Here is a 23,516-nt window from a genome sequence, read left to right as displayed (position 1 = left end):
CCACCATGACACTCCTTCGAAGGAGTCGTCAAGCTCGCTGAGTCAACTGAGTTCGCAGGGTCGCGAGAGCACAAAAAAGCCCCCGCAGGGTCCCTGCGGGGGCTTAAAGAGCAGCAGTTCAGAGGTCGAACTCGTACTCCAGGACGTACTTCGTCGCATCAAGGATCATCTCGTTGACCTCCACCACGCGACCGCCCTCGTCATAGGCAACTCGCTCGATCAGGAAGACCGCCATCCCCGGACTGACTTCCAAGGCTTCGACCTCCTCAGGCATGGCAACGCGCCCGTACACCCGCTCCCGCGCCTTCACGGGACGCCGCCCCACTTCCGCCAACCGCTCGTACATCCCGCCAGGTCCGGTGTTGACCTGATCCACGCCAGCCTCGGCGGCGAGTTCAGCGGGGAGGTAGGAGGTAGCAAGCTGCAGCTTCCTGCCATCGAGCGAGAAGAGCCGGCGGCGGCGGCATATCCGCCCGCTGCCGAGCAGCTCCGTCACACGCCCTGGAGCGGAAGCCACCACGTCCACATCTACCTGCACATCCGGGACGCGGCCTTCGAAGTCCACGCTCTGGATGGACTGGCCGGACTCGCGGACGCTGCGGGCGAAACGGCGCTGGGCGTTACGAATGAGCTTCTTGGGGTCGAGGACGTAGACGCCCTTGCCGTGCTTGCTGGCGGCGAGCCCTTCCGCCTTGAGCTGCTCATAGGCCGCCCGAACCGTCGCATTGGACAGCCCGCGCTCCTCCTTCATCGCAGCCTCACTGGGCAGCCGCTCGCCAGGGGCCAGCGCGCCCGATTGGATCTGGGCACGGAACTCGGCGGCTAGCTCTTTGGATACGAACCGCCCTGGCTCCCCCTTGCGTGGTGCCAATGGTCCTCCTTGTGTAGGTGCTCCTTCGAAGATGCTAGCCGTTGCTCTAGAGCGCCTGCGAACTGGGCGAATTCCGCACAGTCCGCACAACCGCTTGACTCCTTCGAAGGAGTTAGGGCACCGTGAGTGTGCACCCGAACACACCCCGAAGCCCTGAGGCGCTACGCCTTCCAGGGCATGGAGGCAGCATGTCTGAACCGCCCGAGCGCACCGCGCTCTACCGCCTCTACGACGCCGAAGATCGGCTGCTCTATGTCGGCATCACGACCAACCCGAAGGTGCGCTGGCGGGCCCACGCCCGCGACAAGCGCTGGTGGCCTGAGGTGGCTCGCAAGACCATCGAGTGGTTCGAAACGCGCAAGAGCGCAGAACGCGTCGAGAAGATCGAGGTCGAGGAAGAGAGCCCGGTCTACAACCGCAACTTCAACGGCGACCGGCGGCGCGAGTTGCAGAACGAGGACCTTCGGGGAACCGAGGACAACGTTCCGGCGACCCGCCAATCCATCCCCGAGTGGTACTGGCGCTACGTCATCTGCGACGCCGAATAACGCGAACGGCCGGGCGCTGGAACGCCCGGCCTGTTCTCACCACCAGCGGATGCCAGTCCGCTGATCACCAACCCCACCAAGGAATCGGAGTACAGCCATGACTGTAGCGCAGGGCTGCGCACTTCCCCAGCAGCGGAAGGCGCCCGTGGATCTCCTCGACGCCCCGCTCCCCCACCTGCTGAACGCCTTGGACGTCCAGCTCGTCGACTCCCGCATCACCGACCCGACGTTCGTCGGCGCGTTCGTCGAGCGCGGTGACGGCTCGCGGGTCCTGTCGATGCCGTCCGGCCGGTCGTGGCTGGAGCGTGACACTGCGGCCCGGATGCTCCTCGCGCAGGGGCTGGGGTTGGAGGCTCCGCCGGTGCCGGCGCCGCTCGAGGTGACGCGCGCCTGACCGCACGATGCTGCGCCCGGCTCCTTCGTGGGGCCGGGCGTTTCCTGTAGACAGGACTACAACGCATCTGTAGTCTGGTCTACAGGTGGAGCGAGGGGCGCTCCCAGAGGGGACCACCATGCTGACGATCACCAGCCGCACCGGCGACTACTACGGCGACGGCAGCAGCAACCACATCTGGGAAACCCGCAACAGCGACGGCACCCTCATCGCCGAGCTGTACGTCTCCACCGACCGCCACGAGATCATGAACATCTGGGTCAACCAGGACCACCGCAGCGAGGGCCACGCCCGCACCCTCTACGAGACCGCCGCCACCCAGATGGACATCTTCCACGCGCCGGCCGCCCACCGCACCCCCGAGGGCAACGCCTTCGCCGAGGCCGTCGGCGGCGAGACCGTCGACCCCTACCCCTGCGACTGCTACGCCTGCGACACCCTGGAGGACTGACCCCATGCAGATGCACGAACTCGAAGCCTGGCTCGGCGACGACCACGGCTTGACCGGCGAGCAGCTCGCCGAACTCCTCGCCCAGGCAGACGAGATCCAAGAGCGCTACCCCGACCCGGACAACCAGCCCGAGCGCGACGCCGCCCTGTCCACGGCCTACCGCATCCTCCTCGTGCAGGACGAGGTCATCGGTGAACTCGCCCAGCAGCGCGCGGACGCCCGCGCAGCAGAGCTCCAGGCCCTCGCCGGTCTGCGTCAGGCCGCCCTCATGCTCATCTCCACCGGGTCCCGCACTGAGGCCGGGTTCGCCAAGCAGGTGGGCGTCGACCGGATGACCGTCCGCAACTGGCTCGGCAAGCGCTAAGAGGAGACCGCCATGGAAAGCTCTGCTCGCACGAACATCAGCTTCTTCGTCCCGGTCGCCGTCGGGCTCGGCGTCTTCGCGGCCATCGCCCTGACCGGCAATGGCGGCGACCTCAGTTGGGAGCGCTTCGGCGTGGCGTGCCTGGCGTTCCTCGCCATCGCGCCTGTCGGCGCCTGGGAGCTCAGGAGGCTCCTGGAGAAGTGACGGCACGTGGAAGCGCCCCCGCTCGGAGACGTTCCGAGCGGGGGCGCTTCGGCGTGTTCGCGCTCTTGCCCCACCCCGCCGGTCCGCCGACCGTGAACCGCAGGCGGGGTAACGCACAGGCGACAGGGGGACGACATGGCGAGCAGGTTGGATGACGCGGTCGGCCGGCTGCTGCTGCACGCGGCGGTGGTGCTGCATCGGACGGTCGCGGGCCGGGCGGCGACGGAGCGGCTCCAGGCCCACCGGAACGCGGCACTGCGGGAGGCGCACCGGCGCGGGATACCGGCCGAGGAGATGGCGGCACGAATGCGGCTGTCACCCGGCTGGGTGAGGCAAGTCCTCGGCGGGCGGAAACCGGCCGTAGAGGAAGCCGCGTAGGCGAGGAGCCCGGCTGCCACGTTCACCTGCTCCGTAGCGCGCGGATGATCTCGGCGATGGCGCGTAGGCAGGCTGCCACCCCGGCGCGGTCGGACGTCTTGAACACGGCCATGCCCAGCAGGCCAGCGATGAGGGTCACTGCTGTAAGCGTGAGCGCTGCCAGTAGCCAGCAGAGGATCATGGCGAGGCTGGAAGGCGTGCTTGCGATATCGGTCATACAGGTCTCCAGGTACGCGAAAGGCCCCCGCCAACCGGCGGGGGCCTGGCTTGTGTTGCTGTTCTGTTGAGGTCGGTGGTGCGCAGGGATCAGGCCGTATAGCGCCTGACGGGGATGCCTGCCTGTTCGGCGAGTGCGGCGGTGTGGCTGGCGCCGCGGCTGCCGTTGCGAATGAACGCGAGGCAGACGTCGGCGCCGAGCGCGACCATCTCGGCGTTGCGGCGGAACCCTGCGGCCTTGCCGTGCTGCTGCCAGTCGGCGGGGTGGCGTTCCTCGGCGACGGGGCGGCGGCCGTCGGCGCGGGCGAGATGGGCCCAGGCTGAGGCGTGGGCGTCGGCGCCGTGCGGGCAAGCGCCGTGGACGACCACGACCGGCGTAGCGGCGGGGGCCTGCTCGAGGATGGTGACGGCGATGGCGTGCCAGACGGCGCGGTCGTCGTGCCAGTCACGGCTGCCGGTGACGAGGACCCGGTAGGGCGAGGTCACTGCTGCGCCTCCTTCACCTCGAGGACGTGATCCCCTTCGATGCAGTGGGAGGACACGCACCGTCCGACCGGGGTGGCGTCGAGCGCCTCGTGTACGGCCCGCCAGATGATCGCGTTGCGGTGGTTGGGGTCGGCGGGCATCCGGTCGCCGAGACGCCGCAGGTACGCGAACACGGCATCGTAGGCAGGCTGCCGCGGATCCGGGCCGGGCGCGGTCGGCTCGTCGGGCGCCGGCTCGGGCGGGGCGGGCTCGTCGTCGAGGGGGCGGAGTGCGTTTTCGGGGCTGCGGGTGCAGGTGCAGTCGCCTGAGCCGATACCGCCGATCCCGTTGGGTCCCACGCACCCTTCGTGCGGGTCGTGCCAGTCGGCGGGGTGCTTGCAGTGCTCGCAGGCCTCCGACTGTTCGGCGTCCTCCGGGTGCTCGCTGGCGTACCGCTGCTTGGCCGCGCGGACGACCTCCGCGAACATCGCCCGGTCCTCCTCGGTCATCTCGCTGGTGCCGTGGACGCGGATCGTGTCGCCGTCGATGTCGACCGGGCGGCAGGTGTCGGCTGGCGTGTCGATGGCTTCGCGGACGCGGTTGGCGGTCGTCTGCCAGTCGTGGATGGTGGCAGCGAACTGCTCCGCCTCGGTCGGCTGGTCCGGCTTGCTGTAGCCGGGGCAGATGAACGGGTACGGCGGCGGGGAGGGGGACGCGCTGCAGGTGGGGCAGTCTTCGGTGTTGGCTCTGCCGCGGATGTGCTCGGCCGGCGGCTGCGACTTGGGCTCGGTGAGTGCGGTGTGGATGTCGGTGACGCGGACGACGTCGACGGCGTTCGGCCCGGCCATGAAGCTGCGCGTGGTCGCCTTGCGCACGCGGGCGACGGCAGCCTCGGCGCGCCCCGCCCTCTGCGCGAGTTCGATGTTGGTCTCGTTCAGCTCGCCGACGACTTCCTCGTACCGGTCGAGGTCGGCGTAGAGGGTGTCGAGTTGGTCGCTGGTGAGGTTGTCGAGCGGGATCCGGTCGGTCACTGCTGTCCTTTGTGGATCAGGTCGAAGGCTTCGGCGTACTCCGCGGTGCAGAGGGTGCAGCCGTCGGTGAGTTCGGTGTGGCCGTGTTCCCAGCGGGCTGCGATGTCGGCGAGTTGGGCTTGGAGCGCGGCTTCGTCGGCCTGGGCCGGCGCGCCGATGGGCACGTGGCGGATGCGTGCGGTGGAGTGGCCCCAGCACCAGCCGGCTGCGGCGGCAAGGAGTGCGGTGAGGAGATAGGTCACTGCTGCTCACCGCCGTCCGGGTGCGCCAGCTCCTCGATCGCATCGAGGATCGCGGTGTGGACCTCGCCGAGCGCGTCGTTCCAGCCGTCCACGACGTCCGCGTCGCCTCGGCCCCGGTGGCTGGCGGGGGCGATGGCCATCACGGCTTTCAGCGCGGCGATCAGGTCGCAGACGGGGACGAGTTCGATGACGGTGCTGCCGTCGTGGCCGTGGATCTCCTTGACGTGGGCGAGGTTGTCCCAGATGACGGTGGAGCCGCGTTCGCCGCGCCAGCGGACGACGGCGACGCTCTTGCCGGCGGCGGGGAAGAGGGCGCCGTCGGCGACGATGCCGGTGCCGCTGACGCCGGTGACGTCGTGGTGTCGGCGGAGTATGAACGGGGCGGCGGCTGGGGTGAGGTTGTCGAGCCAGGTTCGGATGCGGTCGGCGTCGGTCACTGGGTGGCCTTTCGGTGGGTGGGGTGTGGAGGGCGCGCCCTGCCCGGCCGTGGCCGAGCAGGGCGCGCCAGGTCAGGCGGCTTCCCGGTAGTCGAGTTCGGCTGTACGTCCCTGAGAGCGCCTGGTGCGGGTGTAGGCGTGGATTCGGGCCCGGAGGCGTCCGCAGGCCCAGGAGGGGCGCGTGCGGCGCCGCCACAGGGCGCGTGCGGCGGTCGCGAGGAGTGCGGCCGTGCCGAGGATGGCGAGGGTGGCGACCGCGGCGAGGACGGCTATCCAGGCGGCGAGAGCCCAGCCGAGCGTGACCGCGGCGTTTATGGCTTCGGTGAGGAGTTCGGCGCTCACGGGCGGACTCCGTCCTGGGGCGCCCCGGAGCAGATCGGGCATACGTCACGAAGGCGGCCGGGGCCGCGCCGGGTGGTCCAGCCGTCGACTCGGCCGTCAGCGCGCACCTGCCGGGCAGTCCTCGAATTGAAGCTGGCGCGGATCGCTGCGCTCTCGGGGCAGTCGGTCTGCTCGTCGGGTCCGTCGCAGGAGACCTCGACACCGATCGGGTAGGCGGTCACGACGTGCTCCCGTCCTGCCGGGACTCGGCGGTGGGCCCGGTGCAGGTGACCTCGTCGGGGTTGCGGGTGACGCGCTCGCCGATGAACTCGCAGGGCGGTCGTCCACAGCAAGCGCTGATACCGTTCGAGCCGGGCAGCGGAATGGCGTGGAGCACAGCGGGTGGCTGGTGCTCGTAATCGCACTCGCCTTCGTGGTTGTCGAGGAATCGGATGCAACGGCCGTAGACGACGTCGGTGTGTGCGCACCGGCGACGCGGCTGCGCTCCGTCCTGCTGCGCCTCGGCGGCGACCTTGGGTGTGGCTCGGGGGCTGCTCGCCGCCTGCTCCGGGTTGCAGACGGTGTTGCCGCCCGGGGCGTGGACCCACCACGCGGTGAGGGTGCCGATCACGCGGCTGATGGGCTGACCGCAGTGTGCACAGGACTTGCCAGGTGTCTCGGTGGCTGCCGTCTCGTCGGCCATTTGGTGCGCCTGCTGCGTGTCGGAGATGACCTTGCGTAGCAGGTGGGCGACGGCGAGCGCTCCGCGGTAGGGGCCGACGCCGATTTCGGCCTCCAGGGCGTTCAGCCTCATGCCCTCGGCGTGGGCGATCTCGTATGCCTCGCGGAGGACGGCGGCCCGGTCGGCGGGCTCTGGCAGCACGGCCAGCACCGCGTCGGCCTCGCCGTAGTGATGCTCGCTCGGGGTGTCCCGGCCAGAGAGGCCAGCGTTCCAGTCGTAGCGGACCAGAGCGGCGGCGATGCGGTCGCGGAGCGCGGACCGGTCCACGCCCGTCCGGGTCGCGTCGTAGGCGGCCAGCAGCTCCTCCGGCGTGCCGTAGCCGAGCCCGTTGCAGTAGGCGAAGTCGATCGCGTGCAGCAGGTCGTCGCGCACGGCGTCGGCCCGGGCGGCGGGCGGCTGCTCGATGGCGGGCTGGTCTTCGTTGCACGTCGGGTCGATCAGGTCGATGACCTCACCGACGGCACCGGTGTAGATCAGGCCGTGGGAGGCAACGTGGGCGCGCTGGACAGCGACCAACTCCTGCGCGTGCAGGCAGAGCGCGCCGTCGATGATGTCCTCGGGCAGGCCGTGCCGCCACAGCAGCTCACGGGCAGACTCCGCGCCCTCGCTGGACGGAGAGAGGTCACAGATGTGGGTGGTCATGGGGCTCCTTCGGGTGTGATCGGATCGGGGTGGCCGGTCGCCCGCTGACAGGCGCAGCAGGCGACCGGACGTGGGGGTGGGTCAGGTCTCGTCGTCGGCGACGAACGGGGCGGACGCTTCGGGCTTGATCGCGCGCCACAGGTGCAGCCCCGTCGGCCGACCGTCGAGCATGAGGAACATGCAGGCACGCATGGCCTGCCCGTCGATGCGCTGCACCGCGCGGGCGAACTCGCCACGGTCCCCGGCAAGGTGGGCGATCGCCGCGTACTCCTCGGCCGCCCGCTCGCCAAGCACGGCGACCTGTTCCTCCAGCCTTGCGGCCACGGAACGAACCCAGGCGTCGAACTCGTCGGGCACGGTCTCCAGCAGCGCGTCGAGCGGGTCACGGCCGCGCCCGAGCGCACCCAGCTCGGACACCGGGCAACCCAGACTCTTAGCAACTTGCTTGGCTGGCTGGTCGGCGAACTTGCGGGTGCCGAGCATGCGCCAGATGTCCCGCTCGGTGATCCCGGTGAGCACCTTGTGGAGGCGGACGTACTCGGACAGCTTGGCCTTGGCACGGATACCGGACTCGGTGAAGCGGATGACGTAGCCCTCGGCGTCCATGCCGGAGGCGGGCCGGCCGTCGGGCGTCTGGTTCGCTGCGGCGAGCTCCACCAGCTTGGGCAGGGGGAGTTTGCCCCACGTCTTCACGACCGTGCCGATCGGCTTCCAGTCGTCGGTGACGTAGGGCAGGCGAAGCTCCCGGCCGGTGATGTCGTAGGCGGCGAGCAGGACGAGGTCGCGGCGGCCGTGGTAGTCGACAACGATCCGGTTCTCCGGGTAGACGATCTCGGCAAGGTACGTGGTGCCGGGGATGAGCCAGGCGGTGTCGTGATCGTCGACCCAAGCCTGCGCCCACTTCGCCTGCTCACTGACGAACGAGCCCTTAGACGCGACCCGCCAGCGGCCCGCGTACCAGAACACGATCCCGAGGGAGCCGTCGACCTTGTCGTACACCTCGAACGGCTCGCCATCCGGAAGCGGCGGCGCGTAGTCGTGGCCCAGGTCGTGCTCAAGGACGCCAAAGAATTTCGGGAACGGCCAGGCGATCACCTTGTTCGTGTCGTCTTCCACGATCAGGCCTCGGCAGGCGATCGTGGCCGGGTTCCAGTGACGCCCGTACTGGCAGGTCCTGGTGTACGTGAGAATCGACAAGGGAAGCGTCGGGTGCTGCCTCCGTGTGATGTGCCCCGCCTCGATGGCCGCAGCAAGGTCATCGAGGGAGACGAGATCTCCGAGCGCGAGGCCAGTTTCGGTGTCAGTCATGGGCTGTTCTCCATTCCGTGGACGAGCGGTCAGCGCTCGGTGAACTGCTTCTTCCAGGCGCACACGGTCCCGAGGTGCTCACCGGTCGCGGCTGCTGTGGCTCGCAGGCTGAGCCCGGAGTCGAGCGCCTGACGCACGCGTTCGCGGCGTTCGGCCATCACCTTCCAGGCGGGGCGAGCAGTCGTTACGTGTGCCTCGTAGGCGCGGTACTTCCTCGACTCTTGGGCGGTTGGCGAGGCGTAGAGCCACGCGCCAGCCGCCCATGCGTGCCGTCCGGAGTAGCGAACCTCGGCGAGGTTCTTGCATTGGCTGAGGCGGTGCAGCTTGCCGTCGGCGGGGATGGCAGTGACCGCGTTGGCCATGAACTCGGTGGTGCCGACGAAGGAGATGTGCAGGAACGGCTCGCCTTTGGGCGTCCGGTACTCGCCCACGCAGCCGTCGCCGTCGATGTAGCCCGCCAGGAAGTCCGCTGCGGCTGCGCCATTCAGGCCGGGCCAGGTGTAGGTCAGCGTCTTCCGAGGCCCGATGCCGTATTGGCGCTGGAGGTCGGCCACCATCTGCCGGGACGGCACGTAGATCACATGCGCTGTTCTCCCACGGAGAGGCGTCCTCTCGGACACGGTGAGTCGGTGGCCAGTGAGAGTCCGGACGCGCTCGATGGTGGCGCGGCCTTCATCGCCGGACTGCGACAACGTCCACGCGCGATCGCCTTTCACGCTTCCGTCTGCCGCGACAAGACCAGCAAGCCAGTGGCTCTCCGGAGCCTGCTCGGCGAATATCCCGTGCCTCATTCCCGCTCCCCCCTCATGTGCATTCATGTACATCAGTGTACGTGAAAGGTCATGTCAGTACGCTGATGTCATGACTGAACGCTCCGAAGAAATGTCCGTCGCCGACGCCCGCCGCCAGTTCGCCGACGTCCTCAACGCCGCATCGGCGCGCGGCCAGATCACGTACATCACCAGCCGGGGGCGCCGCGTCGCTGCTGTCGTCCCGCTCCCCATCGCCGAGGCGGCCGACCAAACCGACGCGGGAGAGGCGGGGTAGGGCGGTCCGCGTGTACGTGTAGATCGACAGCGGCAGCGTCGGGTGGGTGCGGCGCGCGACGTGGCCATCGGCGAGCACGGTCGCGAGGACGTCGGACGGGATCAGCTCGTCGAGAATGGTCATCAGAGGCTCCAAAGGGTCGGTTGGTGGTCGGTCAGGGGTAGGGCGGTCTGGCCTGGCATAGGCGGGACCGGGCGGCCGAGGTCGGGCGGCGGTGCGGGTCGGGGTTGGCGTGCGGGCGGGCCGTGCAGGCGCCGGGCGCAGACCGGGCCGTAGCCGGTCGGGGACGGGCGCTTCAACGCCCGCCCACAGCCGGCACACCTGGCGGTCACGAGGCACCCGCCGAGGCGGAACGGCTGGGCGGGCCTGAGACGGCCGAACAGGGGGTCGGACCCGACAGAGGGGCACGGAACGCCCCCGCGTGCCGCACAGAGGCGTCCAGCCCCGCTCTCGCGCCTCCTGGCGGGCAGGCACGCGACCCAAACGCACACCGGTCCCTCCTCACCGGGCGGTCTCCGCGAGCGCCTTGTGGACGGTGAAGCCGCCGTCGGGGTGCCGGATGATCCAGTCGCCGTAGAACGCGACGACGCGGGTCTCGCCCTCACCGATGCGCAGGCCGACGCACTGCAGCTTGCCGTCGACGTCCTGCCAGTAGCCCTTGGTGAACACCCACGGACGCAGACGGTCGATCTGATCGGCGACGGTGGCGATGTTCCGGGGCAGCAGCTCCCAGGTGCGGCAGCCCGCAGCCTCCGCCTCGACGAGCGGGCGGCAGTGGTCGCACTCGACGCGGACGTCGGTGAGGTTGCCGTGCTCGTCCACGTCGCGGTTGTCGACGTCGCCGAGCTTCTCGCCGCAGCCGTTGCAGCAGCGCTTCATGCGGATCGTGCGGGAGCCGTCGGGGTTGATCCGGTCCGGGGTGTTCGTGCGGGGGTTCATCGGGTCCTCCAGGTGGGTCGGTAGTCTTCGGGCCAGGCCGGGGCGTGGGTTGAGCACGCCCCGGCTGCGGCATTCACGGGGTTGGGCGCGGGTTGATCTGCGCGGCGATGGCGTCGACCGTCGGGACGTGTACGCCGATCTGCTGGCCGCTCCACTCGACGACCTCGTCCGCGATCAGCGTCCGGGCTACGGCTGCGGCGGTGGCCGCGATGTTGCGCGGGTCGTCGACGACGACGCTGGTGCCCTGCGGATTGCAGTGCTCCCAGACGGCAGCCGCGATCGCTTCCATCAGCGGGTCGCCGTCCTCCCAGGCGCCGGGGACAGCGTCGTGGCCGTCGGCCGGGTGCTGGCTGTGCGCCCACCAGCCGCCGGTCGGGCATTCGATCCAGCCGATCGGGGTGACGCAGACGCGGCAGTTAGCGATGCGGGTTGCGGTGTTCATCGGGTTCTCCTTCGGGTTTATGCGGCGTGGCCGCGGGTGTTCGGGACGGTTGTGCGCGTGCAGCCGGGGCAGGTGTGCGCGTCCGGGGTCGGGGCGGTGGGGGCGGTGCCGGCTCGGATGAGGGCTGCGGCGAGGGGTGGTGGGCAGGGGTTCACGCGGCCACCTCGCCGTCGCGGCTGGCGTACTGGGCGGCGAAGGCGAGTCCGATCGCCTCGGCGTAGGCGGGCGGGATCGCCTCGGCGATCTCCTTGCGGACGTCCGTCCAGTCGATCCCCATGGCCTGCTGCCACTGGGCGACCGTGCCCTTGCCGCCACCCTCGCCGTAGACGGCGAAGTACGGGCCCTCGTACCAGACCCCGTGCCGCATGCCGGCGACCCGGCCTCGGTGCTTGAGGTGTGTGGGCTCCGGCATGGTCCAGCCGCCGAGTTCGAAATTGCGGTGCCGGATGACGGCGAGGCCGAACATCTCGCCGCACAGGGTGACGTCGACTCGCATCTTCTTCGCGGCCCGGCCGGGCGGGTTCTCGATCACGTAGGGCCGGCCGGTCGCGGCCAGCGCTTCCCGGGTGGGCTCCATCAGGTCCGGGTAGGTGAACTTCCCGGCGTTGGTGCCCGCGGTCAGCGTGCAGTCGTGCTGGCAGGGCGGCCCTGCGTGGATGAGGTCGTACTCGTGGCCGTGCTCACGGATGAACTCGACGGCGTCTCCCTGGTGGAAGACATCGCCGCAGTAGCGAGGCTGAGGTGCAATGTCGACGCCGGTGACGTGGAACCCGGCGTTCTGGTAGCCGCGGGTACAGCCGCCGACACCGCAGTAGGCGGCGAGGACGCGCAGGCCGTTGGCGATACGGAGCTGGTTCACGCTGCTCCTTCCTGGTGCGTTGTGGGCATGACGGTGGCGGGCTGCTGGTGCTGGGGGCAGGTGCACGCGTCGGCGGGCGGGGTGGGGCCGGTGGGGGCGGTGCCGAGGGGCCAGCCGCCGGTGTGCGCGATCCGGTACGCCGGGGCCGGCACCGCGGTGAGCGTCGGCTTGGGCTTCGCGGGGGCGCGGCCGGCGAGGGACAGCAGGTACGGCAGGAGGTCGCCGTCCTCGCGCATGGCCGCGATGTCTTCGATGCTGGGCTCGGTCATTTCAGGTCGCCGCCATATCCACGAATCGGGCAAAGTGGAGTTGGGCGCCGACGGTGATCGTCGCCATCGGCCCGCCGCGGTGCTTGCCGACGATCAGGTCGGCCTCGCCGGCTCGAGCGCTCTCGCGGTCGTAGGCGTCCTCGCGGTGCAGCAGGATCACGATGTCGGCGTCCTGCTCAATCGATCCGGACTCGCGGAGGTCCGACACCATCGGGGTCTTGTCGGAGCGCTGCTCGTTGCCGCGGTTGAGCTGGGCGAGCACGATGATCGTGATGCCGAACTCCTTGGCGATCAGCTTCAGCGTGCGGGAGATGATCGACACGGCGACCTGCCGGGACTCGGCGGGCGGCGCCTGCATCAACTGCAGGTAGTCGATGACCGCGACCTTCAGTCCGAACGTGCGGACCAGGTTGCGGATCTGGGCTCGCAGGCCGGGCAGCGTCAGGTACGGGTTGTCGTCGATCTTCATCGGCGCGCTGGACATCGCCGGAACTTTCGCCGCGGCCCGCGCCAGCACATCGTTCTGCACCTCGCCCCGCTTGAGGTGGTGCACCGGGATGCGCAGCTCGCCGCACGCGATCGACACGGCGAAGTCGTGCCGGCTCATCTCCAGCGACCAGATCGCCGTCGGTACGCCGTTGGCGAGGGCCGCGGCCCGCGCGAACCCTGCCGCCACGGTCGTCTTGCCCATCGCGGGGCGAGCGCCGATGACGACCATCTGGCCCGGCGCCCACCCGCCCGACAGCAGGTGGTCGAGGTCGATGAACCCGGTCGGCACCCGGTCCTCAAGGCTCGGCGGGGTGACCGCGGCCTCGAGGACCGCGGGCAGCAGGTCGCCGAAGTCGGCCGCGTTCGACTCGCCGGCCGGGCGGATGAGCGCATCGACCTCGGCCTGGATCGCAGCGACGTCAGTGTCCGGGTCGAACGCCGGGTTGTTGCTGCGGACATGGATGTTGGTGCCCACGGCGCGGGCCCGGGAGCGGACTGCCTCGCGGGCGACCTCGTTCGCCCACCACTCGGCGGCGCCCGGGTGCGCGGCCACGTACAGCTCGCCCAACTCGGTCTCGGTGAGCGGCCGGGCGACCATGCGGCCTTCGGCCTTCCATCGCTGCAGCAGGTGAGCGATGGCCTGCCAGCGGATCGCCGACGCCTCGAGCGTGGACGCCAACTCTTCGACGGCGTACCAGACCATGCGGTACCGCTCGTCGGAGATGTCCGCCGGGTCGAAGCCCTTCACGGACAGGTCGTCGACGCAGCCCGGCTCGGCCATGGCGGTGGCGGCGAGGATCCGCTCCGCCTCCACGTTGCCGGTCGGGGTGGGCATGGAGGCCTCGTCCGGGCCCCACACGTCGATGTCGGTGGTCATGCTGCGACTTCCTCTTCGTCGATCTCTTCGTCGGTCTCGTCGCCCGGCTGGGCGTGCTCGAAGGCGCGCTCCTGGTCTTCCGGGGCGAGGGTTCGGTAGCAGGCGCGGCACAGTCGCTCGTCTGCGAAGCGGGGGTTCTTTACGTGGTCTCGCTCGAACTGCGGGAAAGTTCGCTTGCCGCAGCGGGTCACGGTCGGAGTGATCGACATCGCGACAAAGGCCGCGCCACCTGAAATGACCCTGTCCGTCGAGGAGCTCCTACCGATGTCATGGGCGCTGTATCGGACAGCGATGTGGACCGTGCCGGTATCGACGGTCTCGATGAACATCAGCTCGGCATCGGATGGGATCGGCTTCACGCGGCCCTCCCCTGCCGGCGGTCGGGGCCCTCGAGGAGGACGATGCTGTTCCCGCACATCTCCGCCAGGCGGGACGCCACCCGCGGCCCCGTCACCTCGGACAGTTGGCTGGGCAGCACATCGCAGGTGATGATCACGGGGCGGCGGCGGATGTACCGCTCGTCGAAAATCTCGAACAGCCGCTCCTGCGTCCACGTCGTCGCCCGCGCCGCAGCCAGGTCGTCGATGAACAGCAGGTCCACCTGCTGCAGCTTCTTCACCAACGCCCGCCCCTCACCGTCGGGGGCGTCCGGGCGCAGCGCATCGAACAGGGCAGTCGACCGGAACGTCCTGATGATCGGAGTGCCCTGCCACGGCTGACCCGGCCCGTACTGCGCCTCCAGCCAGCGACGGCACGTCTTCCACGCCGTGTGCGTCTTCCCGACACCGATCGCGCCAGTGAGAAACAGGCTCCGGCCGCCCCAGCCGGCGACCCAGTCGGCCACCTCCTGCGGCAGCTCAATCGGCTTGCGGTAAATGTCCGGGGTCCGCTCGTCGAACTGGTTGATCGCGACCGACTGCCGCTCCAACAGGAAGGATTCGCGGGGGCTGAGCTCATCGTCAGGCGATGCGGAGTGCACGCTTCTTCTCCTCTTTGGTCATGGAACTCGTGTCGTGGGGGGCCGTGGGCGGGCCACTCTGGGCGCCGGGCCGGCGGATCTTGCCGAGGGCGATGTCGAGGGTTGCGCCGGAGATTGACCGGCCTTCGCGGGCAACGAGGTCGAGGGCTCGAGCTAGGTCGTTGCGCTCGACGCCGTTGCCGATGGCGGTGCGGATCACGCTGCGGACCGCGATGAACGACTGGGCGCGGCCCTTGCCGTGCAGCTCCCAGAAGGCGGCGGTCAAGTCGTCGGCCACCTGGTGCGGGTTGGGCTTCTTCTCGCTCGGTTTGCTGCGGGGCTTCTTCGCGGATTTCTTTGCAGCGGCAGGGGGGGCGGCGGCGTCCGCTGCGTCCTGCTGCTGGCTCTCGTTACTGTCGCCCTGCTGCTGCTCGGTGGCCGCGTCAGCGGAAGAAGGTGATGTGTGGGGTGTGGTGTGTGAGGGGGGGGTAGCCGTGGCTCCTTCTGAATGAGCCCCCGCTCCTTCTGAGTGAGCCGTGGCTCCTTCTGAATGAGCCCCCGCTCCTTCTGTGTTGTTCTCGGCAGAGTGAGCGCCGGCTCCGTCAGAGTGAGCCGTGGCTCCTTCTGACGGGTGCGGGACGCGGAACTCCATGGCGTGGCCCGGTGTCGCGTAGAGGATGCGCCCGTCCTTGCCTTTGCCGATTGCAACCCGGAACTCCCAGCCGGCTTCGGCCAGGCGCTTGAGCGCGTTGCGCACAACAGCGGTGTCCTTGGCGCCGGTCCATCGGGCCAGGTCTTTGAGCGAGACCCTGCTCCGGCGCCCGTCGGCGTCGTGCCGCGCGTCATCGGCGATCTCGAGCGCGACGGCGCGCTGGAGGCCGGTGACGTTGGGGCCCAACGCCTCGCGGATCTCGCGGCGGAGCTCGTAGCCCATCACTTCTCTTCTCTCGGGAGGGGTGTCGCTGCTGGTCATGACTGGTTTTGGGACAGCCCTCATGGAGGCTCGAACGGGCCTTGTTCTGGCCGGTTGGCGTGCCGCCAGTCTATCTCGGGGTGGATAGTCAGCCGCAACACGTTCGGCACACACTTTGCCAAGCCGTTCGGGTGAGCGGGGTGTGTAGTCAGTGCGCAGTCGGCTACGCTGTCGACATGACGACGAAGGGGACGCCCGGCCGCATGGTCCGCATTGAGGACGACGTGTGGGCGGACTACGGCCAGCTGTGCGAGGAGAAGGGCATCGCTCGCGCCGCGGACATCCGCATGTACGTCGTGCGCGAGGTCACCGCTTGGCGCAAGGCCAACGGCATCGAGCCGCCCAAGCCGAAGAAGCGCGTCGTCAGGGTCAAGCGCAGCAAGTCGGCCGAGTCCGACGACTGACATCCCTTCTCCTCTCCTCCTCAGCCCCGCCTTGGCGGGGCTGTTGTCGTGTCTGGGGCTGGCCGGCTAGGCGGCGGTGGCGTCCCCGAAGATCGCCGCGTACTGGTTGCGCATGGGCTGGTCTTCGACGTGGCGTGGGTGGACGCAGCCGGGCTGGTCGCATCCGGTGGTGACGCGGCCGTCCGGTTCGCGGCCGTAGCGGATGCGGAAGGCGATCCGGTAGGCGGTGAGGAGGCCGTCGACGGTGTGCACGCAGGGCACGCCGGTGTTGTTGACGTGGCCGGTCCAGGCGAGGTGTCCGCCGTCGACCGGCTGGGTGCGCCGCCAGAACAGGTCTTCGGGGCTGCTGGCCTGCACGCGTTGCGTGGCGCGGGGCAGGCCGAGTTCGGCGCGGATTGCGGCGATGGCCTGGTGGCGGACGTGGACTTGCCGGGCGATGGCCCTGTTGCCGTAGCCGGCGTGCAGGAGTTCCACGATGGCGACGCGGCTCATGTAGCCACCTCCACAGTCCGGCTCGGTGTCGGCTTGTGCGGCGCGCCGGGCTTTCGCCTCTCGCGCGCCGCCGTCCCTGTTGCGCTCAGCTGCGCCAGCCGTCGTTGATCCGTGACGCGTCAGGCGGAGGTAGTGCTTGTTGCACAGGCCGCGTGCCTTGATGGCACCGCCACAGTCGTGGATCGCGCAGGTCATGCGGCCACCTCCAGGCTGGCGATGGCTTGCCGCCACTGGCGGTCTGCGGTGAGGTGGCTGGTGCACAGGCCGCGGCCGGAGCGGGCTTTGCGGCAGCCGTCGTGGGTGCACAGTTGGTCGGGGGTGAGCATGCCAGCGTCGGCTTCCCACTCCTTGATGAGGCGTTCGTAGAGGCAGAGTTGGGTGGAGACGGCGGCGCGGGGGACATCGTGGCGGCGCATCCAGAGGGCGGCTTCGCGGAGTTCGTCTTCGTTCAGTGGGGGGCGCGGGTTTTCGCCGCTGATGGCGCGTTCGACGGCGTACCAGTCGATCCGTTCGGTGCTGAATTGGTCCTCGGTGGCGGGCGGGATGAAGCGGGGTCGCCGGTCGCGGACGCGGCTACCGATGAGCGCGAGTTCACGCATTTCGATCACGGGGTGCCCTCCTTCCGGGGCTGGTCGTTGCTGGCGGCGTAGATGTGGCGGCAGTGCCAGAGGTCTTCGTGGCTGGTGCCGGGCTGGTTGTCGGCGGCGGGCGGCACGTGCCGGCGGGTGCGGTACCGGCGGATGGCGGCGGTGAGGGCCTGGCAGGCGCCGACGAGCCCGTAGAGGGCGGTGACGAAGAGGAAGCCGGGGAGGGTCCACAGCACGAACCAGACGGCGGTGTCGAGGACCGGGTGAACGGTGCGGCCCGCGGCCAGGTACAGGGCGAACGAGTCGGTCACGACGCCTCCCCGAGGTCGAAGGTGAGCTGTTCTTCGCGCGGGGCGGGCAAGTTGACGACGTCGACGTCGGCCTTCGGGGCGGGCTTGGCCAGGTCGCGGGCGAGGGCATCCATGATGTTCGTGGCCTCGCGCAGGTGATCGGCGATCTCTCGGGCGATCTCCGCCGGGTCCTGGAACTCCGGCTCCGGCTTCTCCGGCGCCTCCCGCACGGGCCAGGCAGTGGGCTTAGCGTCGGCGGGTCGGGTGGCGGGAATGGTGACGATGACGGTGTCCACGTCGGTGCCGGACTCGGCGAACGCCCTCTCGGCGACGGCTTCGGCGGCGCCGCCACGGGCTTCAACCAGCGCCCGGAAGCTGGCGGTATTCCGGCCGTGCTCGGCCACCGTCCACGACATCACCGACACCAGCAGCCCGTCCGGCTTGAGGAAGCGGAGGGCGTGTTCTACGTGCTGCATGTCGGTGCCACGGGTGAACGGCGGGTTCATGACCACGCGGTCGTAGCGGGGCTCGGCGGGCACAGACAGGAAGTCGGCGACAGTCAGGGTGCGCGCGCGCCCGGCGTCGGCGAGGAGGGCCGCGTATCCGGGGTCCTGCTCAATGCAGTCCACGACCGCGCCCTGCTCGGCTGCCGCGGTAGCGATGGCGCCGGAGCCGGCCGACGGCTCAAGCACCTCCATGCCGGGCTTCAGATCGGCCAGGTCGATGACCCGCTGGACGACGGCCGCGGGGGTGGGGAAGAACTGGGCCTGTTGTCGCTTCTCCCGCAGCGTCACCACCTGCCCGGTGGCGAGTACGGGGGCGAGCGCCTGGGTGGCGTCGACGGGGAACACGTGAGCCTGCACGCTGGTTGTCCACCGGCCGCCGACCGCTTCGAGGACCTCGTTCACGCGCTGGTACAGCTTCGGGGTCATGCGCGGTCCGGTGAGTACGAGGTGGGTGCCGTCGGTTTCGGTGCGGGTCTGCAGCACGGTGAGGACGTCATCGGTGAGCATCACGCGGCGGCCCTCCGTGCTGCGGCGGTGCCGCGCCAGGTCCTGACCCCGGAGTGGTTGGCGGTGGGCCGGCTGGTGGCCGCCCAGCCGGCGGTGCGCACGTAGCCCTCGTCCTTCAGCAGGGTCATCAACCTGCCCCAATGCGCTTGCGGGTTCGGCGGGTCGGGGAGCTGGTGGAGGTCGGCGATCTCGTAGCAGGTGAAGGTGCGGCCGGTTGCCGCGGCGGCTATGAACTTGGGCCAGACGATCTCCAGCCAGGTCTCGTAGTCCTCGGCCTGCCGCTGCGTCTGCGTCTTCCGCGGCTCCGGCACGCTGCCGTCGAGGGCGGGCTGTACGGTGGCGGTCATCGGGTTCTCCTGGGGTGGTGCCGGGGAGCTCCGCATTACGGGTGCGGAGCTCCCCGGCGGCGGTTCGGGCTAGAACGGGGGCTCGGACGGGTCGGTGCCGAGGGTGAGGTCGGTGATGCGGGTCTTGATCGCCTCGGTGAGGTCGGCGCCCTCGCGCTTGAGCTCGTAGGCGATGCCGCGCGCCCACTTCTGGAGCTCGGTGTCGCGGCTGTCGAGGAGGGCTTCCGCGAGGTGGCCGGCGATGACGCGGAGGACCGGCTCGGGGATGTCGGCGGTGATGTCCGGCTTCACGGCCCAGGGGTCGTCGGCCGGGACGGCGGAGCTGACGGACTTCCAGGCGGAGCGGGGGTCCCAGCCGTCTTCGGAGAGTCGGGCGTCGATGGCGTCGTCCAGGTTGCAGTCGGCCTCGTCGAGGGCCTGGGCGAGGCTGCGTCCGGCCTTCCACCGGTTCGGCTCCCGGCTGGCAAGGGCCTTGGCGATGTGCGTGGAGACGACCTTGCGGATGTCGTACTCGCGGCCGCGCAGCAGCCGGAGCGCGTCCCGCATGTCGGCGTGCCGTGCCGCCTGCTCCTCGTCGCGGGCAAGGGCGGCGTGGACGTGGGCTTCGGCGAGCAGGCGGTCCGCCTCGCAGTGCCCCTCGTCGTTGGGGCGCACGACGCTGTGCGACTCTTCGGCCAGGCGCAGCGCCTCGGCACGGTGGTTGATGATCACGATGTGTGGTCTCCTCTTGGGAGGCCGCCCCGCCTGTTAGCGGCGGGCGGGGCGGCCGTCGGGGATGGTCAGGCGGCGGCGTTGCGGAGCTTGGCGGTGAGGTCGCGGATGGCGGTGGCCGCGACGTGATCCAGCGGGGCGCCGAGCGCCTCATAGGCGAGCTGGTCGATGTCCGAGGCGATGCCCCGCTCGACGCCGAACTCCCGGAGTTCCTGGACGGCGGCGGCGTGGTCGTCGTCGGTGTCGACGTCCACCACATCCGGGTCGGCGGCCGGGGTCTCGGGGTCGGCCTGCGGCGCGGGCGCGGTCAGGGCCGCGACAGAGAGCGGTGCCCGCTTCGGCCGGGCGATCTCGCCGTGCGCGTAGCCGTCCAGTTCCTCAGCTGCGTAGGGCATGCCGTGCAGGGCGTCCGAGGCGACGAGGCGGCAGATCTCGCCAGTGGCCCGGTTGATCAGCATCGTCTTCCGCTGCTTCTTCCACTGATCCTTGTTCAACAGCCCCATCAAGCGGGCGCGGTCGATGTCCCAGACGACGGTCTGCCAGGTCTCGGAGCCCTTGCGGCGCCCCCGCATCACGCAGTGGTCGTCGTCGGATTCGACGAGCTCGATCTCGTGGCCCTTCGCCTGGAGCAGTCCGCGCATGGCGTGCGCTCGCAGGGCGGGCTGGCCCTGGATGACGTCGATGCTCTTGAGGGAGGTCATCGGCTGGATGCCCAGCTCGTGTCCGGCGAGGATCACGGCGGTGACCTCGTCCGGCTTGCCGCGGTACGCGCCGGCGAGGCTGGTGGTGGCGATGTTGGCGGCGATGTTGGAGATGGCGATGGCGTCGCGGGCCCACGCTTCCAGTTCCGACTCGGTCGGCGGGTCGGCGGCGAGGTAGGCGGAGACGGCTGCGGTCTCTTCGTCTCGGGTGGCGATCTCGTTGCTGGTCACAGGTATTCCTCTGCCTGTCGGATCGTGTCCCAGCTCGGCATGCCGATCTGGGGGATTTCGGTGACGGGCCCGGTCCAGTCGGGCCACTGGTCGCTGGCTGCACAGTCGGCGTACATGCGGAGGGCGCGTTCGTTGCGGGCGCGGCCGATGTCGCGGTCCTGCTGGGTGAGCTCCCGCACGGTGATCAGGTGCGGGGCCTGCTTCGAGATGAAGACGAAGATGAACCGGCAGCCGTCCGGGGCCAGGCCCGCGGCCTCGATGCCGTCGGTGTAGAAGGCGTCCTGCTGGTGATACGAGTAGTCCCGGATCGCGCGGGACACGGCCTCCGGGTTGGCGTCCTTCGTGGTCTTGATGTCGACGCACAGGGTGAGGCCGGGCATCTGCTTCAGCCAGTCCGGGCGGACCCGGCAGCGGACGCCGGTAGCCGCGTCGGTCCAGTAGATCGACCGCTCCGCGACACCAGTGCCGGGCGCGAACAGGGGGCCGGCGAGCGGGTGCTGGCGGACGGCGTCGGCCATCGCGTCGACCTGCTTCTTCTCCTTCGGCAGGAGCGGCACCTTGCCCGCGGCGTAGGCGGCGTCCCGCTGGAGTTGGGCGTCCTTCTTCTTGTAGTCCGGGTAGTCGATGACCTTGAAGTCGTGGCCCTCGCTCAGCACGAGGGTGTGGACGGCGTTGCCGAGGTCGAACTCCCGCTTCGGGGCGGCGGGGTTGTCGCGGTCGTACTTGAACTGTGCGGGGCAGCCGGGGGCGAGGAGGGAGCGCAGGCCGGTCGAGGAGATCGACGTCTTGTCTGCGTGGTATTCGTCCGCCGGAAGCCCGTCCACGATCTGCGGGGCCTCAACCTCCACGGCGGCGGTCACTGGCCGTCTCCGTCCGCGCAGTTCTCGCAGAGGCCGTCTCGGGTGAAGGGTCCGTCCTCGTCGCCGCAGCGGGTGCAGGCGAGTGGCCCGGTGTGGTTTGTGGTGCTTTCGGTGCTCATGTGGCCTTCCTGAAGGTGTGCGAGGTGGGGCGGCTCGCCCCGCTGGGGGTGGGTGCGGGGCGGGCCGCCTTGGGTGCTGTGGCGCGCGGGGAGGGGTGGCGCCAACAGCCGGTATGGGAGGTGTGGGTCAGGCGATCAGCTGTAGTTGTGGGTCAGCAGCCAGGCGGGCGCCGGGTGATCCGTGTGGCCGAGGCGGACGGCGACGGCGTGCAGCGAGGCCTCCCATGCGGCCAGCTCGGCGGGCGAGGCGAGGTCGTCGGCGGTGAGGCGGACGACGGTGTTCTCGCTGGCCCGCATGTAGCGGGTGACGAGGAGCAGCTTGTCCAGGTCGCCGACGACGATGTAGCCGACGCCGTCGGGGTGGTGGTCCTGGTCACCGGTGGCGCGGTCGATCTCGTCCAGGTCGATGCTGGTGGGGATCTCGAAGCCGTAGGTGAGGCTCACGGTGTGGTAGAGGCCCATCACTCAGCTCCTGCCGCGCGGACGATCCGGTCGTGGGCTTCGTTGAACGGTTCGGTGTCGAGGCCCATCCACGGGACGCGGTACGTCATCGCGAGCAAGATGTCGTAGGCGCTGAACTTGTCGGCCTTGAACTCGTCGGCCGCCGTCTGTACGTCGGCGTCGGTGTAGGTGCCGTTGCTGGTCACGTCGCCGGGCATGTAGGCGCTGCCGGGCGCCTCGCACCAGGCGTAGGAGAGCTTCGAGTACAGCTCGCGGGCGGCCTCGCCGGTGACGGTGGCCTGGATCGTGTCGGCGTCCTGTGTCCAGTCGATGCCGGTGCGCTTGAGGATCTCGACGCCCTTGAGTGCGTCTTCGCCGCGCATGGCTTCGGCGATGCCGAGGCCTTCGTGGTGGCCGATCCGCCAGCGGGCCGGGTCGTTGATGGCGTGCTCGGCGGGCATGCGGAACACGACCAGCCCGGGCGCGGCCTGGATGGCGTCGCGGATGGTGTACCGCTGCTCGCCGTGGGCGATCATCTTGTACTCGGTGATCTCACCGATCATTTGGGGTTCCCTCCGTGATCTACTGGGGTGGGATCCCCCGGGCGATACGAGCGTCCGGGGGGTTCTTGTCGTGGTCAGCCGAAGAAGCCGTTGGGGAAGCGGCAGTCGTAGCTGTCGATATCCGAGGGCTCGACCCGGGCAAGGTGGCGGCCGTGGCTGACCTGGGGGAAGTAGCCGTTCGCGCGGCCCTGGGTGTGGTGCTCGGTGCAGCAGGCGAGGAACGCCCACCCGTCCCGGTCGACGACGGTGTGCAGGCCGGACGTGCCGGACACGATCGTCCCGACGGGGTGCGGGTAGTCGGTGGTGCGGACCTTCTCGGGGATGAACCCGTCGGCGGCGCAGACCAGCGCGTTGTGGGCGGCGCCAGCGTCAAGGGCGGCCTGTCGCGCCGTGGCAACGTCGTCCTCGCTAGCGAGTCCGGCCGCGCGGGCCTTTGCCGCCCGCTCGTAGGTGTGGAGTGCGGCAATGCGGCACTGCTGGGCCTCGTAGGTTTCGGTCATGGTGGGCTCTCCTCTGGGTAGTGGTGGATTCCCGCCCACTGATCGCGGCGGGGTTGGTCGCCGACCGGGCGGGATCGATGTCTCCGCCCGGCCGGCGGGTCTATGCGGCCGGGTCCGGCTCGGTGCGCGCCCACGACGGGACGCGGGCCGGGTCGGTGCCGAACGCTTCCTGCAGGGTGATGACGCGGATCGGTTCGGTTGCTTGGTCCTCGGGTCCGTCGATCGGACGTTCCATCGGCGGCACGTCGACCCGGTTCGCGTTGGCTTCGGCGGCGAGCTGCGGGCCGAACTTGACGCACATGGCGGAAAGCTGGTCGCGGAGTTCGTCGCGTTCGGCGACCAGGCCGTCGACGACCGCCGTGTGGGCGACCGCCTGCTCGTCCAGCCGGTTGGCGAGGTGGTTTCGGTCGGCGCGGAGTGCTTCGATCTCGGTGGTCATCTCGATGAACTTGCAGGCGTTCTTGTCGGCTTCCCGCTCGAACTGGCCGACCAGCTTGACCAGCTCCGACCGGGACTTTCTGCGGTGCTTGGCGCGGGTGCGGATGTCCAGGAGGCTCACGGCTGCTCCTTGCCGGTGGTCGGGTCGATGCGGTTGAGGTCGCGGCGGTAGGCGGCGGCTTGGGCGATGCGCAGGTCGCAGAGGCTCGTCCAGGCGTCGGCGGCTTCGACCGGGTCGATGGCGAACAGGCCGGGCGCGAACCGGAGGCGCAGGTCGGCGAGCTGGCGGAGCGTCATCGGCTGGCCCCCTTGCGGTGCGTGATCCGGTCGGCGATGTACTCGCCGAAGAGGA

Annotated in this window: 41 protein-coding genes; 8 read left to right on the top strand and 33 right to left on the bottom strand. The window is 69.8% G+C overall.

Annotated features, from left to right (window positions below):
• Positions 1–118: 118 nt before the first annotated feature.
• On the bottom strand, positions 119–871 hold the full coding sequence (locus tag ACIQMV_RS08655) for a GntR family transcriptional regulator (RefSeq protein WP_402592058.1): 753 nt from the start codon (positions 869–871) through the stop codon (positions 119–121).
• Positions 872–1,059: 188 nt separating this feature from the next.
• On the opposite strand from ACIQMV_RS08655, the gene ACIQMV_RS08650 reads away from it, so the two are divergent.
• From ACIQMV_RS08650 to ACIQMV_RS08625, 6 genes are all read left to right on the top strand, one after another.
• Positions 1,060–1,419, top strand: coding sequence for a GIY-YIG nuclease family protein (locus ACIQMV_RS08650; protein ID WP_402592057.1), 360 nt, complete (start codon positions 1,060–1,062; stop codon positions 1,417–1,419).
• A 97-nt stretch (positions 1,420–1,516) separates the two neighbouring features.
• Positions 1,517–1,813, top strand: a complete 297-nt coding sequence (locus ACIQMV_RS08645; RefSeq protein WP_402592056.1) for a hypothetical protein — start codon at positions 1,517–1,519, stop codon at positions 1,811–1,813.
• 118 nt (positions 1,814–1,931) lie between these two features.
• Positions 1,932–2,264: a hypothetical protein gene (locus ACIQMV_RS08640; protein ID WP_402592055.1), complete on the top strand. Its 333-nt coding sequence runs from the start codon at positions 1,932–1,934 to the stop codon at positions 2,262–2,264.
• 4 nt (positions 2,265–2,268) lie between these two features.
• Positions 2,269–2,628: a hypothetical protein gene (locus ACIQMV_RS08635; RefSeq protein ID WP_402592054.1), complete on the top strand. Its 360-nt coding sequence runs from the start codon at positions 2,269–2,271 to the stop codon at positions 2,626–2,628.
• 12 nt (positions 2,629–2,640) lie between these two features.
• The gene (locus ACIQMV_RS08630) at positions 2,641–2,832 is read left to right on the top strand and encodes a hypothetical protein (protein ID WP_402592053.1); all 192 of its coding nucleotides are present in this window, start codon (positions 2,641–2,643) and stop codon (positions 2,830–2,832) included.
• A gap of 135 nt (positions 2,833–2,967) precedes the next feature.
• Positions 2,968–3,210, top strand: coding sequence for a hypothetical protein (locus ACIQMV_RS08625; RefSeq protein WP_402592052.1), 243 nt, complete (start codon positions 2,968–2,970; stop codon positions 3,208–3,210).
• 22 nt (positions 3,211–3,232) lie between these two features.
• On the opposite strand, the gene ACIQMV_RS08620 is transcribed toward ACIQMV_RS08625, so the two are convergent.
• From ACIQMV_RS08620 to ACIQMV_RS08575, 10 genes are all read right to left on the bottom strand, one after another.
• A complete protein-coding gene (locus ACIQMV_RS08620) occupies positions 3,233–3,427 on the bottom strand; it encodes a hypothetical protein (RefSeq protein ID WP_402592051.1) in 195 nt (64 codons plus the stop codon).
• A gap of 89 nt (positions 3,428–3,516) precedes the next feature.
• Positions 3,517–3,912: an SLOG family protein gene (locus tag ACIQMV_RS08615; protein ID WP_402592050.1), complete on the bottom strand. Its 396-nt coding sequence runs from the start codon at positions 3,910–3,912 to the stop codon at positions 3,517–3,519.
• On the bottom strand, positions 3,909–4,922 hold the full coding sequence (locus ACIQMV_RS08610; protein WP_402592049.1) for a hypothetical protein: 1,014 nt from the start codon (positions 4,920–4,922) through the stop codon (positions 3,909–3,911). Before ACIQMV_RS08610 ends, ACIQMV_RS08615 begins: the two co-directional genes overlap by 4 nt.
• Entirely contained in the window at positions 4,919–5,164 is a 246-nt protein-coding gene (locus ACIQMV_RS08605) for a hypothetical protein (protein ID WP_402592048.1), read from the bottom strand. Before ACIQMV_RS08605 ends, ACIQMV_RS08610 begins: the two co-directional genes overlap by 4 nt.
• The gene (locus tag ACIQMV_RS08600; RefSeq protein ID WP_402592047.1) at positions 5,161–5,601 is read right to left on the bottom strand and encodes a hypothetical protein; all 441 of its coding nucleotides are present in this window, start codon (positions 5,599–5,601) and stop codon (positions 5,161–5,163) included. Before ACIQMV_RS08600 ends, ACIQMV_RS08605 begins: the two co-directional genes overlap by 4 nt.
• 72 nt (positions 5,602–5,673) lie before the next feature.
• A complete protein-coding gene (locus ACIQMV_RS08595) occupies positions 5,674–5,943 on the bottom strand; it encodes a hypothetical protein (RefSeq protein ID WP_402592046.1) in 270 nt (89 codons plus the stop codon).
• Positions 5,940–6,164: a hypothetical protein gene (locus ACIQMV_RS08590; protein WP_402592045.1), complete on the bottom strand. Its 225-nt coding sequence runs from the start codon at positions 6,162–6,164 to the stop codon at positions 5,940–5,942. The genes ACIQMV_RS08595 and ACIQMV_RS08590 overlap by 4 nt, the downstream gene beginning before the upstream one ends.
• Positions 6,161–7,306 (bottom strand): hypothetical protein, encoded by a 1,146-nt coding sequence (locus ACIQMV_RS08585; RefSeq protein ID WP_402592044.1) that lies wholly within the window; start codon positions 7,304–7,306, stop codon positions 6,161–6,163. Before ACIQMV_RS08585 ends, ACIQMV_RS08590 begins: the two co-directional genes overlap by 4 nt.
• An 81-nt stretch (positions 7,307–7,387) precedes the next feature.
• The gene (locus tag ACIQMV_RS08580; RefSeq protein WP_402592043.1) at positions 7,388–8,614 is read right to left on the bottom strand and encodes a T4 RnlA family RNA ligase; all 1,227 of its coding nucleotides are present in this window, start codon (positions 8,612–8,614) and stop codon (positions 7,388–7,390) included.
• A 29-nt stretch (positions 8,615–8,643) separates the two neighbouring features.
• Positions 8,644–9,432 (bottom strand): hypothetical protein, encoded by a 789-nt coding sequence (locus ACIQMV_RS08575; RefSeq protein WP_402592042.1) that lies wholly within the window; start codon positions 9,430–9,432, stop codon positions 8,644–8,646.
• Between ACIQMV_RS08575 and ACIQMV_RS08570 the strand changes: the two genes are divergently transcribed.
• Positions 9,431–9,661 (top strand): type II toxin-antitoxin system prevent-host-death family antitoxin, encoded by a 231-nt coding sequence (locus ACIQMV_RS08570; protein ID WP_402592041.1) that lies wholly within the window; start codon positions 9,431–9,433, stop codon positions 9,659–9,661. The genes ACIQMV_RS08575 and ACIQMV_RS08570 overlap by 2 nt on opposite strands.
• Positions 9,662–10,162: 501 nt before the next feature.
• Here ACIQMV_RS08570 and ACIQMV_RS08565 read toward each other — a convergent pair.
• The 8 genes from ACIQMV_RS08565 to ACIQMV_RS08530 form a co-directional block, all read right to left on the bottom strand.
• Positions 10,163–10,600, bottom strand: coding sequence for a hypothetical protein (locus ACIQMV_RS08565; RefSeq protein WP_402592040.1), 438 nt, complete (start codon positions 10,598–10,600; stop codon positions 10,163–10,165).
• A 73-nt stretch (positions 10,601–10,673) separates the two neighbouring features.
• Positions 10,674–11,042, bottom strand: a complete 369-nt coding sequence (locus ACIQMV_RS08560) for a hypothetical protein (RefSeq protein WP_402592039.1) — start codon at positions 11,040–11,042, stop codon at positions 10,674–10,676.
• Positions 11,043–11,193: 151 nt separating this feature from the next.
• The gene (locus ACIQMV_RS08555; RefSeq protein ID WP_402592038.1) at positions 11,194–11,901 is read right to left on the bottom strand and encodes a DNA methylase; all 708 of its coding nucleotides are present in this window, start codon (positions 11,899–11,901) and stop codon (positions 11,194–11,196) included.
• Positions 11,898–12,170 (bottom strand): hypothetical protein, encoded by a 273-nt coding sequence (locus tag ACIQMV_RS08550; protein ID WP_402592037.1) that lies wholly within the window; start codon positions 12,168–12,170, stop codon positions 11,898–11,900. The genes ACIQMV_RS08555 and ACIQMV_RS08550 overlap by 4 nt, the downstream gene beginning before the upstream one ends.
• Before the next feature lies 1 nt (position 12,171).
• Positions 12,172–13,536, bottom strand: a complete 1,365-nt coding sequence (locus tag ACIQMV_RS08545; RefSeq protein ID WP_402592036.1) for a replicative DNA helicase — start codon at positions 13,534–13,536, stop codon at positions 12,172–12,174.
• Complete coding sequence (locus ACIQMV_RS08540; RefSeq protein ID WP_402592035.1) at positions 13,533–13,895, bottom strand: hypothetical protein; 363 nt, start codon at positions 13,893–13,895, stop codon at positions 13,533–13,535. Before ACIQMV_RS08540 ends, ACIQMV_RS08545 begins: the two co-directional genes overlap by 4 nt.
• The gene (locus tag ACIQMV_RS08535) at positions 13,892–14,515 is read right to left on the bottom strand and encodes a DnaA ATPase domain-containing protein (protein ID WP_402592034.1); all 624 of its coding nucleotides are present in this window, start codon (positions 14,513–14,515) and stop codon (positions 13,892–13,894) included. The genes ACIQMV_RS08540 and ACIQMV_RS08535 overlap by 4 nt, the downstream gene beginning before the upstream one ends.
• Positions 14,496–15,467 carry a hypothetical protein gene (locus ACIQMV_RS08530; RefSeq protein WP_402592033.1) on the bottom strand — a complete coding sequence of 324 codons (972 nt, stop codon included), beginning with the start codon at positions 15,465–15,467 and terminating at the stop codon, positions 14,496–14,498. Before ACIQMV_RS08530 ends, ACIQMV_RS08535 begins: the two co-directional genes overlap by 20 nt.
• A gap of 176 nt (positions 15,468–15,643) precedes the next feature.
• Between ACIQMV_RS08530 and ACIQMV_RS08525 the strand changes: the two genes are divergently transcribed.
• Entirely contained in the window at positions 15,644–15,871 is a 228-nt protein-coding gene (locus ACIQMV_RS08525) for a hypothetical protein (RefSeq protein WP_402592032.1), read from the top strand.
• A gap of 66 nt (positions 15,872–15,937) precedes the next feature.
• On the opposite strand, the gene ACIQMV_RS08520 is transcribed toward ACIQMV_RS08525, so the two are convergent.
• The 14 genes from ACIQMV_RS08520 to ACIQMV_RS08455 form a co-directional block, all read right to left on the bottom strand.
• A complete protein-coding gene (locus ACIQMV_RS08520) occupies positions 15,938–16,363 on the bottom strand; it encodes a hypothetical protein (RefSeq protein WP_402592031.1) in 426 nt (141 codons plus the stop codon).
• 191 nt (positions 16,364–16,554) lie between these two features.
• Positions 16,555–16,971 (bottom strand): hypothetical protein, encoded by a 417-nt coding sequence (locus tag ACIQMV_RS08515; protein ID WP_402592030.1) that lies wholly within the window; start codon positions 16,969–16,971, stop codon positions 16,555–16,557.
• Complete coding sequence (locus tag ACIQMV_RS08510; RefSeq protein WP_402592029.1) at positions 16,968–17,261, bottom strand: hypothetical protein; 294 nt, start codon at positions 17,259–17,261, stop codon at positions 16,968–16,970. The genes ACIQMV_RS08515 and ACIQMV_RS08510 overlap by 4 nt, the downstream gene beginning before the upstream one ends.
• A complete protein-coding gene (locus ACIQMV_RS08505; RefSeq protein WP_402592028.1) occupies positions 17,258–18,256 on the bottom strand; it encodes a methyltransferase in 999 nt (332 codons plus the stop codon). Before ACIQMV_RS08505 ends, ACIQMV_RS08510 begins: the two co-directional genes overlap by 4 nt.
• On the bottom strand, positions 18,253–18,600 hold the full coding sequence (locus tag ACIQMV_RS08500; protein ID WP_402592027.1) for a hypothetical protein: 348 nt from the start codon (positions 18,598–18,600) through the stop codon (positions 18,253–18,255). Before ACIQMV_RS08500 ends, ACIQMV_RS08505 begins: the two co-directional genes overlap by 4 nt.
• Positions 18,601–18,669: 69 nt before the next feature.
• On the bottom strand, positions 18,670–19,311 hold the full coding sequence (locus ACIQMV_RS08495) for a hypothetical protein (protein ID WP_402592026.1): 642 nt from the start codon (positions 19,309–19,311) through the stop codon (positions 18,670–18,672).
• Positions 19,312–19,379: 68 nt separating this feature from the next.
• Entirely contained in the window at positions 19,380–20,243 is an 864-nt protein-coding gene (locus ACIQMV_RS08490; protein ID WP_402592025.1) for a hypothetical protein, read from the bottom strand.
• Positions 20,240–21,103, bottom strand: a complete 864-nt coding sequence (locus ACIQMV_RS08485; protein ID WP_402592024.1) for a PD-(D/E)XK nuclease-like domain-containing protein — start codon at positions 21,101–21,103, stop codon at positions 20,240–20,242. Before ACIQMV_RS08485 ends, ACIQMV_RS08490 begins: the two co-directional genes overlap by 4 nt.
• Entirely contained in the window at positions 21,100–21,222 is a 123-nt protein-coding gene (locus ACIQMV_RS08480; protein WP_402592023.1) for a hypothetical protein, read from the bottom strand. The genes ACIQMV_RS08485 and ACIQMV_RS08480 overlap by 4 nt, the downstream gene beginning before the upstream one ends.
• A gap of 135 nt (positions 21,223–21,357) precedes the next feature.
• Entirely contained in the window at positions 21,358–21,684 is a 327-nt protein-coding gene (locus ACIQMV_RS08475) for a hypothetical protein (RefSeq protein ID WP_402592022.1), read from the bottom strand.
• The gene (locus ACIQMV_RS08470) at positions 21,684–22,226 is read right to left on the bottom strand and encodes a hypothetical protein (RefSeq protein WP_402592021.1); all 543 of its coding nucleotides are present in this window, start codon (positions 22,224–22,226) and stop codon (positions 21,684–21,686) included. The genes ACIQMV_RS08475 and ACIQMV_RS08470 overlap by 1 nt, the downstream gene beginning before the upstream one ends.
• 74 nt (positions 22,227–22,300) lie before the next feature.
• Positions 22,301–22,726 carry a hypothetical protein gene (locus ACIQMV_RS08465; RefSeq protein WP_402592020.1) on the bottom strand — a complete coding sequence of 142 codons (426 nt, stop codon included), beginning with the start codon at positions 22,724–22,726 and terminating at the stop codon, positions 22,301–22,303.
• A 100-nt stretch (positions 22,727–22,826) separates the two neighbouring features.
• Positions 22,827–23,285 carry a hypothetical protein gene (locus ACIQMV_RS08460; protein ID WP_402592019.1) on the bottom strand — a complete coding sequence of 153 codons (459 nt, stop codon included), beginning with the start codon at positions 23,283–23,285 and terminating at the stop codon, positions 22,827–22,829.
• Entirely contained in the window at positions 23,282–23,461 is a 180-nt protein-coding gene (locus ACIQMV_RS08455; protein WP_402592018.1) for a hypothetical protein, read from the bottom strand. The genes ACIQMV_RS08460 and ACIQMV_RS08455 overlap by 4 nt, the downstream gene beginning before the upstream one ends.
• Between the last annotated feature and the right edge of the window lie 55 nt (positions 23,462–23,516).

The organism is Streptomyces sp. NPDC091412, assembly GCF_044756885.1.
Lineage (GTDB): Bacteria > Actinomycetota > Actinomycetes > Streptomycetales > Streptomycetaceae > Streptomyces.
Note: the sequence above shows the minus strand (reverse complement) of the source record. Positions and strands in the feature narration are given on the sequence as shown.

Excerpts from the sequence above, each read along its gene's own strand:
- ACIQMV_RS08575 (WP_402592042.1), bottom strand. The coding sequence starts at position 9,432 with ATGAATGCACATGAGGGGGGAGCGGGAATGAGGCACGGGATATTCGCC.
- ACIQMV_RS08635 (WP_402592054.1), top strand. The coding sequence starts at position 2,269 with ATGCAGATGCACGAACTCGAAGCCTGGCTCGGCGACGACCACGGCTTG.
- ACIQMV_RS08520 (WP_402592031.1), bottom strand. The coding sequence starts at position 16,363 with ATGAGCCGCGTCGCCATCGTGGAACTCCTGCACGCCGGCTACGGCAAC.
- ACIQMV_RS08465 (WP_402592020.1), bottom strand. The coding sequence starts at position 22,726 with ATGACCGAAACCTACGAGGCCCAGCAGTGCCGCATTGCCGCACTCCAC.
- ACIQMV_RS08640 (WP_402592055.1), top strand. The coding sequence starts at position 1,932 with ATGCTGACGATCACCAGCCGCACCGGCGACTACTACGGCGACGGCAGC.
- ACIQMV_RS08565 (WP_402592040.1), bottom strand. The coding sequence starts at position 10,600 with ATGAACCCCCGCACGAACACCCCGGACCGGATCAACCCCGACGGCTCC.
- ACIQMV_RS08560 (WP_402592039.1), bottom strand. The coding sequence starts at position 11,042 with ATGAACACCGCAACCCGCATCGCTAACTGCCGCGTCTGCGTCACCCCG.
- ACIQMV_RS08470 (WP_402592021.1), bottom strand. The coding sequence starts at position 22,226 with ATGATCGGTGAGATCACCGAGTACAAGATGATCGCCCACGGCGAGCAG.
- ACIQMV_RS08585 (WP_402592044.1), bottom strand. The coding sequence starts at position 7,306 with ATGACCACCCACATCTGTGACCTCTCTCCGTCCAGCGAGGGCGCGGAG.
- ACIQMV_RS08630 (WP_402592053.1), top strand. The coding sequence starts at position 2,641 with ATGGAAAGCTCTGCTCGCACGAACATCAGCTTCTTCGTCCCGGTCGCC.
- ACIQMV_RS08645 (WP_402592056.1), top strand. The coding sequence starts at position 1,517 with ATGACTGTAGCGCAGGGCTGCGCACTTCCCCAGCAGCGGAAGGCGCCC.
- ACIQMV_RS08650 (WP_402592057.1), top strand. The coding sequence starts at position 1,060 with ATGTCTGAACCGCCCGAGCGCACCGCGCTCTACCGCCTCTACGACGCC.
- ACIQMV_RS08620 (WP_402592051.1), bottom strand. The coding sequence starts at position 3,427 with ATGACCGATATCGCAAGCACGCCTTCCAGCCTCGCCATGATCCTCTGC.
- ACIQMV_RS08570 (WP_402592041.1), top strand. The coding sequence starts at position 9,431 with ATGTACATCAGTGTACGTGAAAGGTCATGTCAGTACGCTGATGTCATG.
- ACIQMV_RS08480 (WP_402592023.1), bottom strand. The coding sequence starts at position 21,222 with ATGAGCACCGAAAGCACCACAAACCACACCGGGCCACTCGCCTGCACC.
- ACIQMV_RS08500 (WP_402592027.1), bottom strand. The coding sequence starts at position 18,600 with ATGACCGCCACCGTACAGCCCGCCCTCGACGGCAGCGTGCCGGAGCCG.
- ACIQMV_RS08475 (WP_402592022.1), bottom strand. The coding sequence starts at position 21,684 with ATGGGCCTCTACCACACCGTGAGCCTCACCTACGGCTTCGAGATCCCC.
- ACIQMV_RS08530 (WP_402592033.1), bottom strand. The coding sequence starts at position 15,467 with ATGACCAGCAGCGACACCCCTCCCGAGAGAAGAGAAGTGATGGGCTAC.
- ACIQMV_RS08580 (WP_402592043.1), bottom strand. The coding sequence starts at position 8,614 with ATGACTGACACCGAAACTGGCCTCGCGCTCGGAGATCTCGTCTCCCTC.
- ACIQMV_RS08625 (WP_402592052.1), top strand. The coding sequence starts at position 2,968 with ATGGCGAGCAGGTTGGATGACGCGGTCGGCCGGCTGCTGCTGCACGCG.
- ACIQMV_RS08525 (WP_402592032.1), top strand. The coding sequence starts at position 15,644 with ATGACGACGAAGGGGACGCCCGGCCGCATGGTCCGCATTGAGGACGAC.
- ACIQMV_RS08550 (WP_402592037.1), bottom strand. The coding sequence starts at position 12,170 with ATGACCGAGCCCAGCATCGAAGACATCGCGGCCATGCGCGAGGACGGC.
- ACIQMV_RS08455 (WP_402592018.1), bottom strand. The coding sequence starts at position 23,461 with ATGACGCTCCGCCAGCTCGCCGACCTGCGCCTCCGGTTCGCGCCCGGC.
- ACIQMV_RS08545 (WP_402592036.1), bottom strand. The coding sequence starts at position 13,536 with ATGACCACCGACATCGACGTGTGGGGCCCGGACGAGGCCTCCATGCCC.